The 16,793-nt window shown below is 36.6% G+C and carries 15 protein-coding genes; 3 read left to right on the top strand and 12 right to left on the bottom strand.

Translation table 11 applies throughout. The features are described 5' to 3' along the window. Window positions 1-20 precede the first annotated feature (20 nt). A complete protein-coding gene (locus WCV66_RS04300; RefSeq protein ID WP_338787995.1) occupies window positions 21-1,190 on the bottom strand; it encodes a galactokinase in 1,170 nt (389 codons plus the stop codon). A 269-nt stretch (window positions 1,191-1,459) separates the two neighbouring features. On the opposite strand from WCV66_RS04300, the gene WCV66_RS04295 reads away from it, so the two are divergent. Further along, window positions 1,460-2,305, top strand: coding sequence for an AraC family transcriptional regulator (locus tag WCV66_RS04295; RefSeq protein WP_338787993.1), 846 nt, complete (start codon window positions 1,460-1,462; stop codon window positions 2,303-2,305). 117 nt (window positions 2,306-2,422) lie between these two features. Here WCV66_RS04295 and WCV66_RS04290 read toward each other — a convergent pair whose 3' ends face one another. The 7 genes from WCV66_RS04290 to WCV66_RS04260 all read right to left on the bottom strand — a co-directional run bounded on the left by WCV66_RS04290 (window position 2,423) and on the right by WCV66_RS04260 (window position 9,894). Further along, window positions 2,423-2,677 carry a hypothetical protein gene (locus tag WCV66_RS04290; RefSeq protein WP_066338198.1) on the bottom strand — a complete coding sequence of 85 codons (255 nt, stop codon included), beginning with the start codon at window positions 2,675-2,677 and terminating at the stop codon, window positions 2,423-2,425. A 74-nt stretch (window positions 2,678-2,751) separates the two neighbouring features. Beyond that, window positions 2,752-3,663 (bottom strand): NAD(P)/FAD-dependent oxidoreductase, encoded by a 912-nt coding sequence (locus tag WCV66_RS04285; protein WP_338787992.1) that lies wholly within the window; start codon window positions 3,661-3,663, stop codon window positions 2,752-2,754. A gap of 768 nt (window positions 3,664-4,431) precedes the next feature. Then, window positions 4,432-5,736 carry a DUF5050 domain-containing protein gene (locus WCV66_RS04280; RefSeq protein ID WP_338787990.1) on the bottom strand — a complete coding sequence of 435 codons (1,305 nt, stop codon included), beginning with the start codon at window positions 5,734-5,736 and terminating at the stop codon, window positions 4,432-4,434. Between the two features lie 31 nt (window positions 5,737-5,767). Then, a complete protein-coding gene (locus WCV66_RS04275; protein ID WP_338787989.1) occupies window positions 5,768-6,784 on the bottom strand; it encodes an ABC transporter permease in 1,017 nt (338 codons plus the stop codon). Continuing rightward, window positions 6,781-7,653 (bottom strand): ABC transporter permease subunit, encoded by an 873-nt coding sequence (locus WCV66_RS04270; protein ID WP_338787988.1) that lies wholly within the window; start codon window positions 7,651-7,653, stop codon window positions 6,781-6,783. Before WCV66_RS04270 ends, WCV66_RS04275 begins: the two co-directional genes overlap by 4 nt. Before the next feature lie 130 nt (window positions 7,654-7,783). Then, window positions 7,784-8,533, bottom strand: coding sequence for an oxygen-insensitive NADPH nitroreductase (gene nfsA / locus WCV66_RS04265; RefSeq protein ID WP_338787987.1), 750 nt, complete (start codon window positions 8,531-8,533; stop codon window positions 7,784-7,786). A gap of 152 nt (window positions 8,534-8,685) precedes the next feature. Beyond that, window positions 8,686-9,894, bottom strand: a complete 1,209-nt coding sequence (locus WCV66_RS04260) for an MFS transporter (protein WP_066338216.1) — start codon at window positions 9,892-9,894, stop codon at window positions 8,686-8,688. Window positions 9,895-10,210: 316 nt separating this feature from the next. Here WCV66_RS04260 and WCV66_RS04255 point away from each other — a divergent pair, with 316 nt between their 5' ends. Next, window positions 10,211-10,483: a spore morphogenesis/germination protein YwcE gene (locus WCV66_RS04255; protein WP_066338218.1), complete on the top strand. Its 273-nt coding sequence runs from the start codon at window positions 10,211-10,213 to the stop codon at window positions 10,481-10,483. 54 nt (window positions 10,484-10,537) lie between these two features. Here WCV66_RS04255 and WCV66_RS04250 read toward each other — a convergent pair whose 3' ends face one another. From WCV66_RS04250 to WCV66_RS04235, 4 genes are all read right to left on the bottom strand, one after another. Then, complete coding sequence (locus tag WCV66_RS04250) at window positions 10,538-11,518, bottom strand: nuclease-related domain-containing protein (RefSeq protein ID WP_338787986.1); 981 nt, start codon at window positions 11,516-11,518, stop codon at window positions 10,538-10,540. Window positions 11,519-11,829: 311 nt separating this feature from the next. Continuing rightward, window positions 11,830-12,294 carry an SRPBCC family protein gene (locus tag WCV66_RS04245; RefSeq protein WP_338787984.1) on the bottom strand — a complete coding sequence of 155 codons (465 nt, stop codon included), beginning with the start codon at window positions 12,292-12,294 and terminating at the stop codon, window positions 11,830-11,832. Between the two features lie 16 nt (window positions 12,295-12,310). Next, entirely contained in the window at window positions 12,311-12,706 is a 396-nt protein-coding gene (locus WCV66_RS04240) for a VOC family protein (RefSeq protein ID WP_066338231.1), read from the bottom strand. Window positions 12,707-12,723: 17 nt separating this feature from the next. After that, entirely contained in the window at window positions 12,724-14,901 is a 2,178-nt protein-coding gene (locus WCV66_RS04235; RefSeq protein WP_338787983.1) for a DNA topoisomerase III, read from the bottom strand. A gap of 205 nt (window positions 14,902-15,106) precedes the next feature. Here WCV66_RS04235 and WCV66_RS04230 point away from each other — a divergent pair, with 205 nt between their 5' ends. Then, on the top strand, window positions 15,107-16,654 hold the full coding sequence (locus WCV66_RS04230; RefSeq protein WP_066338238.1) for an ABC-F family ATP-binding cassette domain-containing protein: 1,548 nt from the start codon (window positions 15,107-15,109) through the stop codon (window positions 16,652-16,654). Window positions 16,655-16,793: the final 139 nt, after the last annotated feature.

The raw sequence follows: 16,793 nt of genomic DNA, 5'->3' as shown, positions 1-16,793 counted from the left end.
GCTTTATTACCTCCAATTATTCATTTTAACTCTTTTGCGCCGTCGCCTACACTCGCTACATAAAATTCAGCTGTTAAACCTGTTTTTTCATTGTAGCTTTTTCCTACTTCTTCAATAAACGCTTCTATTTTATCATTTTCGACAATTGATACTGTACAACCACCAAAGCCTGCTCCAGTCATACGCGAACCAATGACACCAGCCTGATTCATCGCAGCTTCAACCAATGTATCTAATTCAAAGCCTGTTACTTCATAGTCATCTCTTAATGAAGTATGGGAATCACACATTAGCTTCCCAAAGCTTGCTATGTCCCCTTCTTGGAGCTTCTCTACAGCTTGAATGGTACGAGCATTTTCATAAACAGCATGCTTGGCTCGCTTCTGATCAATCTCATTTTGAATCAAATGGCGATTGCTCTCAAATTGCTCTGGCGTTAAATCTCCTAAAGATTGTATTGAAAGCTCTTTTTGTAAATCTTCTAGGGCACGCTCACATTCAGAACGTCGTTCATTATATTTCGAATCCGCTAGTGTTCTACGTTTATTTGTATTTGCTATAACAAGCGATGCATCCTTAAGCAGTATCGGACTATATTGATACTCTAAGCTTTGACAATTTAATAATATCGCATTATTTTCCTTGCCCATCCCAATCGCAAATTGATCCATAATTCCACAGCTTACCCCGATAAATTCATTTTCAGCATGCTGACTCATCTTTACAAGTTCAACAGTTGCGAAGTTTGTTTCATAGATACCTTGTAGGATAACAGCTGTAGCAAGTTCAATTGAGGCAGAAGAGGATAAACCTGCTCCATTTGGAATATTGCCATAGAATAATACATCAAAGCCCTGACCTAAGTTTACATCTTTATCGACAAATTCTTTTATAACACCCTTTGGATAATTTGCCCAATCATGCTCTTTCTTAAAGGTTATCCCTTCATCAATTGAGAAAGAAATGATGCCAACATCAGGAAAATTCATTGAATACATTTGGATCTTTTGATCATTTCGTAATGCTACCAAAGCGTAAGTTCCAAATGTTAGTGCACAAGGAAAAACATGACCACCATTATAATCAGTATGCTCGCCAATTAAATTCACTCGACCAGGTGCAAAAAAAGTTCGAATATCATTTTCTGTGTTAAATAGCTTTGTAAATTGTTCCATCATTTGTTGTCGCATTAAAATCACCCTTCATTATATCTTATTTATTAGAGACCTATCCTTTTTTTCTAGATCATAATCTTTTATTAGTTATAATTGTAAATTTCCTTCTCACTCGTTACAATGGTAAAATTAAATTGAGAAATTAGCACATATTTGCTCGAATTTACTTTCACTCTTAAATAAATCAGTGTTTAATAACCTTATAAAATAGAATAACTTATACAAATCACCCTTTTTTTGCTTCAACGCTCAGAAAAAGGGTAGAAATAGGGGATTATTTTGCTATGGATAAGAAAACTGGAGCCATCGCTTTTCGGTTTACGGATCAACAAGTCAATCACGTAGCCCAAATATGGTCAGTAGGTTGGGACGAGCAACAATCTTCGCTTTATAATTGGAGTGGTACTGAGAGAAAGGACCAAGAAAAATATATCTTTCAATACACTTTATCAGGACATGGGGAAATCAATATTGATGGTAAGATCCACCAAGTAAAAGCAGGACATGCATTTATTGTTAGTAGTCCAAGTAATTATCATTATTATTTACCTAAGGATTCGGAGAAATGGGAATTTATCTATTTAACTCTTTATGGAAATGAAGCAAAACGCTGCTGGAATTTTGTAAAAAACTCTGGAAATCAATTTGTTCGTTTTCATCCTGAATCTACACCGATTAAGCTAGTTAAAAAAATCTATGATGATGCAAAAGAAAAGAAAATCACCAATGCATACGAAGGTTCAAGCATAGCCTATAATTTCATTATGGAGCTATATGTCTATCTTTCAAATAGTGATAAGCTAATGGAAGATTGGTCAGAAGGTGTCATTAGTGCTGCATTATTTGCAAGAAATTACTATCAAGATGAAATTGGAGCAGAGGAAATGGCCGATGCTTCACAATTATCCAAATATCACTTTACACGGACGTTCAAAAAAGAAACAGGCATAACACCTATTCAATATTTAACCAATATTCGCCTACAAAAATCGATAGAGCTTCTGCAACATACGAAATACACGGTTGACGAAATTGCTCAATTAGTTGGCTACAAAAATGCAAATTATTTAAACAAAGTAACGCGCAAGCTTATGGGTAAATCACCTGGAGAGATTAGGCAGGGGAAATAAGAAAAGCTCAGGGCGCCTTGATCAGCCCTTTAGTGGCTTATGACACCGAGGGGCTAGGCGCTGGAGCTAGACACTAAAACTAAGTACAAAAAGTTATCCTCTATTTACTTTTTTCCTTCATTTATTCAAATCAATCTGTATCGAGCCCTTTTGATGCATGATTGTCATGGTTGTCCCAGGGGTCATCATATTTTCTAAAATATCCTTTGCAGCTTGCAGAGCAAATTCAATGCGCTCTAACTTTTCAGTCTCTTCTTCACGCTGAGTTCCAGGCATTTCTGAAAGCTGTTTTGCATATTGAAGTGATTTGAGATGGTAGTTTGCAATCGACTCATAAACTTCATCGTACAGCTCTTCAATTTCTTTTTTCATGGCCTCCGCTCCCTTTTATTATCTGCTTGTATACTATCATACAAGACGAAGGGATTAAGGTAAAACGTACTTTTTTATGTACCCTTCAAAAGTCGTTTATGGATCCAGATTGCCGCCTGGCATCCATCAGCCATTGCAATAGTAACCTGTTCTGAATGGGCCACAACATCACCAGCAGCCCACACATTTGTAATATTTGTTTCTTTTGTTCGCGGATCTACTAGGACATGCTTATTTTCTAACAACTCGACTCCTAGTTGCTTTGCTAACTCAGAGTGAACATGGTTGCCGCCAAATCCGATAAATCCTCTATCCCCACTAACAGTTTGACCATTTTTCAGCTTAACACCCTTAAATGATGATTCATTTTCAGTGATCACTGCTGCAATTTGTTCATTGATGATCGTTATATTATGTTGCATAAGCTTATTTTTCATATCTTGTTCAAGTTCCTTTGAATCATGATTAATGAATGTGATTTGGTTTGTCCAGTAAGTTAATGTTAAAGCAAGATTTGCTCCAGTACTTCCTGATCCTAATAATAAAACATGCTTATCCCTAACTTCATACCCATCACAATCAGGGCAAACATATATAGATATCCCTAAGCAGGGTTCGATATCTTTAATAGTTGGAATCTGATCTTTTATCCCAGTCGAAATTAACAAGGTTTTTGTTTTATACTCTGTTCCTTGCTTTGTTCGAAGTAAAATTTCCTTATCATGTTTTTCTGCCTCAATCACAAGATCATTCATAAATTCGATTTCTAAGCTTTTTGCCTGTTTTTGACCTAACTCTCTAAGTGTCTGTCCACTTACTCCATCTGGCCAACCAAGGATATTATGATACCCTCGGCAAAGATTAGACCTTCCATTTTGACTATCAATTACAAGAACATTATGCATATACCTTCCAAGCTGAATGGCAGCCTGCAATCCAGCAATACCTGCCCCAACAATGATGCATTCATACGTATTTTTCGCCATTCGTACACGTCCTTTTTTATTCGCTTAAATTAGATTGTGTCAAAACGAATGGCATCATTCATGATTTTAGAAAGCGAGAAAGTCTTTATTAATCCATTAGAAAAATGTAGAAGCATTCTTCTCTTTCCATTCATCCACAAAAAAGGAACTGGCCCTTAAGCCACCCCCTTTAAAATTCATTTTCAATTGTGGGTAACTTAACTAAAAACTCTTAAAAATTCATTATACTAAATGGTTTTCCACTTATACGCTTTAAAAATTCAGATATTAACAACCAATTTTTCAATTAACAACAAGTTATCCACAAAAGTTATCAACATATCCACAATTTCTATCCACATTTTGTGCGGGTACACACGTTCGCCACAATATATATTAGGACTTTTACCCACTATTCACAGGTTATACACAGGACGTTTGTCACCATTTTCACAAATTATTCATAAAAAGACATTATATTTTGGATAACTTTCTCGTAATGTCAGACATATGTCGAATGATAGGGAATGATATTCTCCACCGTTTACTTATCTTGAATGATCTGATGTTAGGAATACATAAGTTGGAGCAAGTTTTAATGGTTACCACACTTTGTTTTTGACTGAACCATTGAATTTCACTTTTCGAGAATTGAATCACTTATCGCTTTGATTAAACCTATTTTCTCGAATATTGAACCACTTTCACTCCTTTTTAAACCACCACCATCACATCCATAGAAAACAAACAATAAAAGGCCGCTCAAATGACATATTTGAGCGACCCAAGTCAGAACGGCTTTACAATTCTTTTTACAATAAAAGCAAACACTAAAAGTAAAATAGAGCATATGAATACTGTGATAGCAACCATCGCTAACCCTATCCCAAACCATGGATTTGTAATGGCACCTATTACAAAGCTACTAATAAATATTAGTATAGCAAGACCGATACTGCAGTATGAAGGTAAAAAGACTTTGCCTGAATTCCTTTGTAAATAAACGGTGATCACACCTAAGAGTAGGACATAATAAACAGCTATTGCTGCATCACTTAGTAGAAAATCAACTGTCTTCATAAACCAATGATTTTCTTCAGATGCTGGTAGCTCTAGATCAATGAGTACAGGTTCCTCTCCTTCGATTGAAACAGTCATAAGTTGATATTGTTCCGGATCACCTGGCCAGTTTTTATATTCAAGAAAGGCAATCTTATTTGTATGGTGAAAAAAGACGGGTGACTGAACACTCGTTTTTAAATGTGTAAGTTGTTTTGTTTCTTTTGTTTCAGTATTCCTTAAATATAACTCATATTCAAATAATGAGCTGTTTTCCGATGCCTCTGAAACAGCAGTAAACGCAAGGAGTTTCTTATCTTGTGAGAATACGGCTGAATACATATCAGCACTAATTCCTGCGGCTGCCTCTACCTTTAATTGCTTCTTCTCATTAATTGTAAAGGTATATAGCTCTTCTTTCGTTTCAAATAAGCTATAAAACAACTGTTGTCCATCATTCGAGATGGAAAGGTTATTCATTGAAAAATGATCTTTGTTTGTTATTTGCTCTCCTTCTTTTCCATTCATGTTTACAGCAAATAAATCATATCCTTCTTTCGTTTCTCCTTCTGCCTTTTTATAGTCCGCAGCAGGCATAGCAATGTAATAAATGGTATCACCTACTGGAGAAATAACCGCATCAGATACATGCAGACTTTCCTTTGTCAGCTGCTTGCTGTTGCTTCCATCAGCATCCATTATCATTAATGACTGAATGCCCTCACTATTTTCCTTTAAATAGGCGACCTTCTTTCCGTCAAAGGAAAATCGTGGTGTATGGACCCTACCTTCTTCCTCTTTACTAATTTTCGTTATTTCGGTTCCATCAGAGTTTGCTGTATAAATGGCTTCATTACCATCAAGGTAGTAAGAAAAAGCTAGTTTTTCATCATTTGGCGAAATAGCAAGCTCACTCCCTAAGCCTGTGTGATATTTGTATGGATCACGCTCATGAAAAATGCTATATAAGATGGATGAGATTAGAAGGCCCAAGCTAATGACCATAAACACTAGTAATAGTCGATTACTTTTCAACGCATTAACCTCCTTTTAGACTTTGACTAAATTATGATGTTTTATTAAGAAATGTAAAATCGATTGATTTAGTTTTAACTTCATGTTTCATTGATTTACTATCTACCTTTTTCCTTTTAAAATAAACCGGTTTTCCTGTAGTCACTCTTGAATACCCTTCGACCATGAATGTAACTGCAAGAATCGTTAGCGCAAAACAGACAATTGGTGTTAATGGAATCCATGGAGCCCATTGTAGGAAAATTTTTGTTCCACCGATCAAGCCAGACCATTCATTTGTTAATGATTGTGGCGGGTCACCCTCTAATGCACCTGGATCAGACATTAACGTCCCGCCAAAGTACAGATTAAACAATCCAAGGTGTGCCATGACAATTAATGTTTGCACAAATTGCTGTCCAAAAAGAATCAAAAATCTGGCCTTTAACAGCGGGAAAATATGCTTTATCAAGATATGACGCCGTGTCCCCCCTAATGTTCTCGCACTTAATACAAACTCACTTTTAAAAAACTCGCTTGTTTCGTTGCCTATTAAGACTGTTAAAATAGGGATGGTTAATAATGTTAGCACGACAACTTCGATGGTCATTCGCTCCAATAAGGAATATGTAACAGCACCTGGATATTGAATAAGAACTGGGCTCAGTAAATATAAAGCAATAATCGTTAACGGAATAAAGTGAAAGACATCAACTAAGCTATTCACAAACCTTTGTAACCTAGAAAAATAGGAGCCTAAAGCTAAGCCGAGTGGAATTGAGATCATCATTCGCAAGACTGCTATTACAAAGGCTGCAATAATCGTAAATTTTGCACCTATTATTATTTTGCTTAACATATCATAGCCTAGTTTGTCTGTACCAAGAGGAGCTTCCTTTCTAGGTGCTATCGGCGCAGAATCGATAAGTTCATTCCCTTCACCAAATATATGATAAATTTGGCGAACCTTATGATCGACAATTTCTGAATAAATAAAGCTAGTACTTAATAGTCCCATAACAAATAAAAATCCTATTAAAAAGAAAGGGTTTTTAAATAGCTTTATCATGATAAGACTTCACCACCTTTGATCGTTCTTTCAAGTATCCATTTCACAAGGTGATAAAAGATAAAGATTGGTACAAAAATAAATAGCAGAATAAAGGTAAAAATCTCAGGGATCATATAGTTGGTTAAATAATGGGTAATCCCAAAAATACCAAATAAGAGCTCAACAACAACTAACGTAGAAAGCATGAACCATATTGTCTTTTTCAAATGGAAAAACAATGAGATTATCGTATTTCTTAACATATGGATGATTAATAGGAAAGTGTACTTTAGCCCCTTAGCTTTACCTAGTAAAACATAATCCTTTAATAATTCTTCTTCATATAAATGAAGTGTTATTCGATAAAGTTGAATAGTTGGTAACAAGGCTAAACAGATTATGGGTAATAAATATGCACGTGAATCACCAACTGTCACAACCTTCATTAGTAAAACATCCGTCTTTTTAAAAATAGTAATAATGAAAAGCTGTAACAGTAGTACAACAAGAATATCAGGTATTGACTCAATGAAAAAAATGACCATTTTAATTTTTTCTCTAACCCATTTTGGGAATTGCATCGTCCTAACTGTTAATAGAATTGAAGCTATGTATGAAAGCACTAAAGCAGAAAATATGAGAGTTAACGAATAAAATGCACCCTCTACGATAAATGGATATACCTTATATTCTTCCCCGTTTATAAGAAAGGTCATTTGATCAAAATGGATGAGACTATATATGATCCTCTTTATTGTTTCGATAAATAAATAAAAATGGTTTTCGCCTGTGTCTGTTGCAACAAATAATGACGGCAGTGCTCCAAATACAACAATTCCGATACAGGCTGTTATGAACTGTAGAAAGATTACCGCGATTTTTTTCACTATTCCACCCCCACAATGCATTATTTTCACCAATTATACTATATTTGTAAAATATTAGACTGTTGTTTTAAAGAATGATGTCATTTTAGTCATGAAAAAAGGCCTGATGTGAATAATCAGACCTTTTGTGTTACCGTTTATTAAACCCTTTATTCTCGACAAATTCCTTCATATACATTCTTGTTGGTCTAGCTAATAAACCCGCCATCTGACCAGTCCACGTATCCTTTCTTTCCCCGTTTGTTCGTTTTTCATAATAGGCTGATATCTCTTGATCATAGTGTTCTAACTGAGCCAAATACAGTGCTTTATCTTGCTCATATTCATCTTCATGATAAATATGCTCTATTGGCAATCGCTGCTTTTGATCAGGCTTATGCACTGGATATCCAATCGCAACTCCAAATAGCGGTAAAACTCGAGCTGGTGTTTTTAACAATTCACATACCTCATTAAGCTGATTTCTTAAACCACCTATATACACAGCGCCAAGCCCCATTGACTCAGCTGCAAGCACTGCATTTTGCGCAGCTAGAGTAGCATCAATTACAGCGACCATAAACTTCTCCGTGCTTTCTAATACCTCCCCCGCATCCTGATCATTTATTTCTGCGATTACTTGATGACGATAAAGGTCTGCACAAAATACAAAAAAGTGACCATTTTCAGCTACATATGTTTGTCCGCCAGCAAGTTCAGCCAACCGAGCCTTTTTCTGCTTATCCTTTATCCCGATAATTGAGTATGCCTGCACAAAGCTTGAAGTCGAGGCTGCTTGGGCACTTTGGACAATTGCTTTTATTTGCTCGTCTGTCAATAGCTTATCTTCAAATTTTCTAATCGAACGATGTTCAAGTATTGTTTCAATAACCTTATTCAAAGCTTTATCCTCCTTTTGTTAAACTAGTTCTAGCATACCTATTCCATTCTTTTTTGGCATTGAAAATGCTTAAACGAGTTCAGTGGCTTCCCTCATACAAAAAACAAAAATAGAGATTAGCTTTTAACTAACCTCTACAAAAGGGTCTTAACTTATACTAGCTCTTTTTGTTTCGTTTCCTCACCAAGTAATAGTACAGCAAGGGCACCAATTAAAATCGATACTGCAAATATAAAGAAGATTGTATGTATCGGCACCTCTGCTGCAACTAAATATCCAACTGTTAATGGACCTAAGATTCCTCCCACTCTTCCGAATGAGGCAGCTAAGCCCGAGCCTGTGCCACGGACCTCTGTTGGGTAGTGCTCAGGTGTGTACGCGTATAGCGCACCCCATGCTCCTAGGTTAAAAAAGGATAAGAAGATACCTGAAGTTAGCAACAATGGGAGTGTCTCTGCATTTCCAAAGAAATAGGCACTGACTGCTGTGCCAACTAAAAAGGTAATTAACACAAATTTCCGTCCTGCTCGCTCGATTAAATATGCTGCGATAAAGTAGCCTGGCAATTGTGCAAGTGTCATAATTAATACATATTCAAAACTTTTAATAAGACTAAAGCCTTTCATGACCATCACACTTGGCAGCCAAAGAAACATTCCATAATAGGAGAAAACAACACAAAACCATAGGATCCAAAGCATAATCGTTTGCTTGATATAAGGCTTTGCCCATACTTTTGCGATTTTCTTTATAGATGATTCCTTTTGTTTAGACACATTTATTGCTTGAAAACGTGGTGAGTCAGGCAGCTTCATACGTAAATATAAAGCATAGAAGGCTGGAAGGGCACTTAATAATAACGCGGCTTGCCAACCGAAGCTAGGAATAACAAAGTAGGATATAAGTGCAGCAATTAGCCACCCACCTGCCCAAAAGCTTTCCAATAACACCACAACTTTTCCACGTTCATGGGCAGGTACACTTTCTGAAACAAGTGTAGATGCAACCGGTAGCTCTCCACCTAATCCCATCCCAATGAAGAAGCGCAAAATTAGAAATAGTGCTAAAGAGGTTGTAAATGCTGATAAACCACTTCCCACTGAGAAAAGAAGGAGGGTGATAATAAACACATGCTTTCTCCCAACTCGATCGGCCATTAAGCCAAATACTAAGGCACCGACAGCCATACCAATTGAATTGACACTACCAATCCAACCCATTTCAGAAGTAGTTAAATTCCACTCTTTTTGCAAAGCAGCAATAATAAATGAAAGAATCCCTACGTCCATTGCATCAAACATCCAGCCCAAGCCGGCAATACCAAGTAATTTTTTTCTAGATATTTCTTTCGTTGTCTTCATTCAAACCACCTTTCAAGCTTCAAACAATTATCTAGTGGGTATTGACATAATAGGTAGTCATACACAACTAAATGATTTCACTTTCTCTATGATAGATTAACACTCCATCTTCACTTATACTGCATACAATTTATTTCAGTCAATATTTAATGCTTAACATGCCATATTCTTTTCTCCCTCATTCATTTTTTAGGTTTTTTTCCCTTTATTATCGGGAATAGATATGATATATTAAATGTAACAAAAAGTTCACAAATTGTCCTTTTTTTTGACACAATTATGAAAACGGTATCAACAATATAAGGAGCTGAATAATATGGATGTATTTTTCGCTTATTTATTAATTTCTAGTTCTACACCATTGTTTTTATGGAAAGAAAACAGAAAATTAGCCATCTGCCATATCCCAGTTGTATTCGCAATGTGGATCGTATTTATTTCATATATGACATTTGATCTTGGTTTAACAGGTCAGATCCTGTTCGGACTATCATATTTAGCGAACGTGGTTATTGCACATATGACTATATTCCATTTGTTCGTTGTCCCATTCTTTAAGATGATGTCAAAACCGAAAAGCTTAATTTAAAACCAGTGCAAGAAAACGAGCCATGAAAATTCGGCTCGTTTTTTTATGGATAAATTATTCATTACTTAAATCTTCAAAAGACAAATGGTGCACTCTGTCTTTTGTTGTCCCATCATTAGAAAGTTCCATAGAATGAAGCAGCCTTGATGAGAGAAAGGGTGAAGAAATTTGCAGGAATTCTCTTACCTTATGGTTGGTTATTTCTGCACCAAAAAGGAGATAGAAATCCTTTAGCGCAGAAAGATGTGCAGCTTTTTCTTTATGCTTACAATAACCACAAAACCAGGTCCCATGGATTCTTAACATAGAAAGATGATGACATAAAGGACAAAATATACCTTTAAGAATCTCATCAAACTGAATTTCAAATTGATCTAAAATTGATTGATCTAAAGGTTTATGTTCCTTTTGTAACATTCTAATCGTCTTTTTCATTTCTTTCTCTGAAAGCATTTTATTAGGAAAATCCTTCTTTAACTGATTAATTTTTGTCGGGAGAAAATGATGGTGGATAACCTTTTGATTCAGATCGTGGTTTTCAGGGGAGCTACGAATAAGTGTATTCGAGTAGCTAATAACAACTAAAGATAAAATGGCGACTTTTGAACATTTGTTTTTTGTTAGCCACTTTTTAAGTTGTAACTCTTGACGACTTGTTTGAATGAGCGGATCTTTTAGAACAATTTCTTTGCCATCATGTGTACGGATTAACTGGTGAAATTCTTGGTCAAAATAGATGGTACCTGCAATATTCTTCACTTCCAAAATGATAATGAAATTAGGACATATCAATAATGTATCTAGTTGAAAATAGTGGGTTGCATCATGTAAGCGGAGATCGTGAAGAATGTAGTAATCTTTTTCTGGGAGAAAGCTTAATGGATAATCAATAGCCATTTCGCCTTTATAGCCTGCAAGCCTTTTTGATAGATTTTCTTTGATGAGGAGAAACTTCGGATGGGTAGGTGGCAGGCGACGTAACAATGCTTGCAACTTTAGAATTGATAGGGGTATCGTACGTATTTTACTAATCATTTGATCACTCCAATCTCATTTTCCAACTTTATTCGCTATTTTCCACTGGAATCCTGCAAAAAAGGATAAGAATTTTTGTGGTCGAGAATGGTATTTTGCAATTTTCGAAAGCAATCTTGCAACAATTGACCATAATTTTGCAACTCTACAGAGGGATTTTGCAAATTTGCACTATAATTTTGCAACTTCGTCAATTATTCTATCATTCGACAAACTTAGAGCTTAATCGCACTGTGCCGATGGCGGTGCCACCCCCAATCATAAGCCTGCTCCCATCTCTCCACGCAAAAAAACGCCGCATTCGCGCGGCGTTATTTCTCTCTTACTTTCTCTTCAGCAATCGTCTTTATATAGCGATTTCTTGTTATTAGAAATTCCTTCATATACCGCTCTAAAAACATCTGGTCTACCATCTTGCCGATCACACCAAATGGAGAAGTATAATCAAAGGTGTCGATCATAAGTGTTCCATTCGCTTTTTCAACAAACTCATGAACATGGTAAAAGCGTTTGAATGCCCCTTTTTCCATTTCATCTACGAAGCGGTTTGGAAAATCGTATTCAGTGATTCGGACTGTTAGCTTTTGTTTCATTCCAAAATGGATGGCTTCCCAGGTTACCGTCTCGTTTAACCCAATCAATCCACTTGTCACACCAGCGATTGCTCGTTCATCTGTGTGACTTGTCGATTGAGTATGTATATCAATATCTCGTGCAACATCAAAACAAATGTCACGCGGTGCATAAATAAACATATCGGTTTTTATTATTGGCACTTTCTATCTTCCTATCTTAATAGCTTTTTACCTGAAGTAAGTCATATCGATTACCGTATAAGTCCTCAAACACAACTTCAATTCCCCAAGGCATATCCTTAGGCTCACCTAAGAAGGTGACACCCTTTTCCTTCATATTCTGATAATCGCGGATACAATCATCTGTTTCAATGACAAGAAAAACATGCCCAGCAGCTTGAGAGCCAACACGTTCTTTCTTATCATCGGTATCAGCCTCAACAAATACGATGGCTGTTTCGTGTTGCTTAGCGGGAGCAACAGTTACCCAACGCATACCTTCACCAAACGAATTATCTGAAATTAACGTAAAATCTAATGTATTTGTATAATAATCAATCGCCTCATCATAATCCTTTACAAGAATCGTGATATGCCCAATTTTACGTGTCATGACCTACATCCTTTACGCTATTTTTTTAAATTAAGCTTCGCAAGAGCATCAGCTAGTGCTGAATTTGTAAAGTCATCATCCTGCTTTTTCATATACTTCGCAACATCACTTTTCGAAACCTTACTATTTTGATTCTTTTTTCGTCTTTCTTGGAAGGTAGACATTTTTTCGCGATGCCCACAACGGCACACGAAAATTTGGCCTTCTCCCTCTCCTCTAAGTTCAAGCTTTTTATGACAATTCGGACAACGTGCATTGGTTACTTTTGAAACACCTTTGCGATAGCCGCACTCACGATCTTGACATACAAGCATTTTTCCCTTTTTACCGTTTACCTCTAGGAGAAGCTTACTACATTCAGGACATTTACTTCCTGTGATATTATCGTGTTTATAGGTTTGCTTGCTATTTTTTATTTCATTTACAACTTCTTTTGCATAATGCTTCATTTCATTTAAAAAGGCTTGCTTCGATAGAGTGCCTTTTGAGATTTTTGTTAGCTTTTGCTCCCAGTCTGCTGTTAATACTGGTGATTTCAAGTCTTCAGGTACAAGTTTTAATAGCTGTTTCCCCTTTGAAGTAATGAAGATTTCCTTACCCTTTTTTTCAATTAAGAAGCTGCTATAAAGCTTTTCAATAATATCCGCTCGTGTTGCAACTGTTCCAAGTCCACCAGTTTCTCCAATTGTTTTAATTAAATCCTTGCTCTCTCCAGCCATATACTTTGTTGGATTTTCCATCGCCGAAAGGAGTGCAGCCTCATTAAACCGTGATGGAGGCTTTGTTTCACCAGTGGTTTTTGTTAATGAAACAATTGGCAGCAGGTCCCCTTTTGATAATGCAGGTAGCTTTTGTTCATCTTCATTGTCCTCATCTGTGTAATCACTATAGACTTCCTTCCAGCCTTGTGTGAGAATTCTCTTTCCCTTTGCAGTAAACTGCTCATCACCAATTTTAGTTGTAACAACAGTCTGCTCAAATTGGTAGGCAGGTAAAAGCACTGCTAAAAAACGCTTTACGACTAAGTCATAAATTTTGCGTTCTTTATCACTTAAAGCACTCAGTGGCACAGATTCTTCAGTTGGAATAATCGCATGATGATCTGATACCTTCCCGTCATCAACAAATGACTTATTTGCTTTGATAGGTTGCTTCGTAATTTTAGCAATAACCTGTGCATACGGTTTTATTCGACATGCCTCTAAGCGATCCTTGATTGTTTCAACAATATCACTCGTGATATATCGAGAGTCAGTTCTCGGGTATGTTAACACCTTATGCTGTTCATACAATTTTTGCATGATGGAAAGCGTCTCTTTTGCCGAGTAACCGTAACGTTTATTTGCATCACGTTGTAGCTCTGTTAAGTCATAGAGTGCCGGTGAGTAGGTCTTTTTAGGCGTTGTTTTTACATCAACAACTGTTGCTGACTTACCTTTTAGCTTCCCTAGCTTTTCATCGATTTGTTGCTCAGTGAAGGTTCTCGTATCATTTGTTTTAGCGTCTTGCCACGTAAGTGTTAATCGGTTATTAGTGATAGCCTTCATTCCATAATATTTTTTCGGCTTGAAGCCTCTTATTTCCTCTTCACGCAGAGCGATCATGGCAAGTGTAGGTGTTTGGACACGTCCAGATGAAAGCTGAGCATTGTACTTAGTTGTTAAGGCTCTTGTTGCATTTAAGCCAACAATCCAGTCTGCTTCTGCTCTTGCGACAGCTGATGCATACAAATTTTCATATTCTTTCCCAGCTTTTAATTTTCGAAAGCCCTCTTTAATTGCTTTATCGGTAACAGATGAGATCCATAAACGTTTTATTGGTTTATTCACTCGTGCTTTTTCAATAATCCAACGGGCAACAAGCTCTCCTTCACGACCTGCATCAGTGGCAATAACAATATCACGTACATCTTTTCGTAAAAGCTGTGTCTTAACTGATTGAAATTGCTTGCCTGTTTTTTTTATCACCACTAGCTTTAGCGGTGCTGGTAGCATCGGCAAATCTTCTAACCGCCATGATTTATAGTTATCGCCATAGCTTTCCGGATCAGCTAATGTGACAAGATGGCCGAGTGCCCATGTGACAATATACTGATCTCCCTCCAGAAAACCATTTCCTTTTTTATGACAATTTAACACTCTAGCTAAATCTCTTCCTACTGAAGGCTTTTCTGCTAGAACGACCGTTTTACTCATATAAACATCCTTTCAAAACCTATTTCCTTCTTCTATTATATGTGTAATTGTATTGGAAATCTAATTAGATTGATTGAACACGACATAAGATATCACTTTTTAGTAAGAATACTATCCATTGTTTCATTCGTTTACCAGTAGCATATTAAATAAGAAAATAGTAGAATGAGCAAAGATACTGTTACTCTTGGAGGGTTAAAAAGAAATGAGTTTACTTTCGATCGATAATCTCAGTCACAGTTTTGGTGACCGTACGTTATTTAAGGATGTATCGCTTCGCCTATTAGCAGGTGAACGAGTAGGTCTTGTTGGAGCTAATGGAGTAGGGAAATCTACTTTAATGAATATTATTACAGGGCAGCTAATTCACGACACTGGTCGTGTAGAATGGACTCCTGGAGTTCGTTATGGCTATCTTGATCAGCACACAGTTTTAACAAAAGGAAAAACAATTCGTGATATTTTAAACGATGCATTTCTTCCGCTTTTTGAGCAGGAGAAAGAATTAAATATTGTTACAGACAAAATGGCAACAGCTACACCTGAAGAACTAGAGGAATTATTAGAGAAAATGGCTGAAATTCAGGATCGTTTAGATGCTGGTGGCTTTTATTTATTAGATATGAAGGTTGAAGAAACAGCTAGGGGTTTAGGACTTGATGCAATTGGTCTTGACCGTGATGTATCTGCATTAAGTGGTGGGCAACGTACGAAGGTATTACTTGCCAAGCTTTTACTTGAGCAGCCTGATGTCTTATTACTTGATGAGCCGACAAACTACTTAGACGTTGAACATATACGTTGGCTAAGCACTTATTTAAGAGATTACCCACATGCCTTTCTATTAATCTCTCATGATACTGAATTTATGAACGGTGTCTCCAATGTGATCTTTCAATTAGAGTTCGCTAAGCTAACACGTTATACTGCTACGTATGAAAAGTTCCTTGAGCTTGCAGAAATTAATAAAAATCAACATCTTCATGCTTATGAAAAACAAAAGGAATTCATTAAAAAGCAAGAAGACTTTATTGCTAAAAATAAAGCACGCTATTCAACAACAGGTCGTGCAAAAAGCCGTCAGAAACAATTAGATCGAATTGAACGGATTGATCGTCCTGAAACAGCAATTAAACCAACATTTGAATTTAAGGAATCAAGAGGTAGTAGTCGCTATGTGTTTGAAGCAAAGGATCTTGAAATTGGCTATGATACACCATTATTACCAAAGCTTTCAATGACAATTGAACGTGGCGAAAAAATTGCGATTGTTGGCTGTAACGGAATTGGAAAGTCGACTTTACTTAAAACAATTCTCGGAAAAATCGAGCCATTAGGCGGAACAACTAATCGTGGAGACTTCCTGTTCCCATCTTATTTTGAGCAAGAGGTAAAAGCAGATTCCATCACACCGATTGATGATGTTTGGAACGCATTCCCACATTTAGATCAGCATCAAGTTAGAGCTCTTTTAGCACGTTGTGGACTGAAAAATGAACATATTTCACGTCCATTAACTCAGTTAAGTGGTGGAGAACAAGCAAAAGTTCGTCTCTGCAAATTGCAAATGAATGAAAGCAACTGGCTGTTATTTGACGAACCAACAAACCACCTTGATGTCACAGCAAAAGAAGAATTAAAACGTGCCATTAAAGCATATAAAGGCACAGTTGTCCTTGTATGTCATGAACCTGATTTTTATGAGGATTGGGTAACAAAGGTATGGGATATTGAGGATTGGGCGGCTAATTAAAAGCGGAAGCGCCTTGACCAGCCTTGGGCAAATAAGACGCTCATGAATAGAAGGTGTTCTTTACCTTCAATTCATGAGTGGCTTATGACCTCGAGGGGCTAGGCGCTGAAGCTAGATACGAAAACTAGGTCAAAAAGAT

The sequence above is a fragment of the Metabacillus rhizosphaerae genome, assembly GCF_037201795.1.
Classification (GTDB): Bacteria; Bacillota; Bacilli; order Bacillales; family Bacillaceae; genus Metabacillus; species Metabacillus rhizosphaerae.
This window is presented reverse-complemented; position numbering and strand designations above follow the sequence as displayed.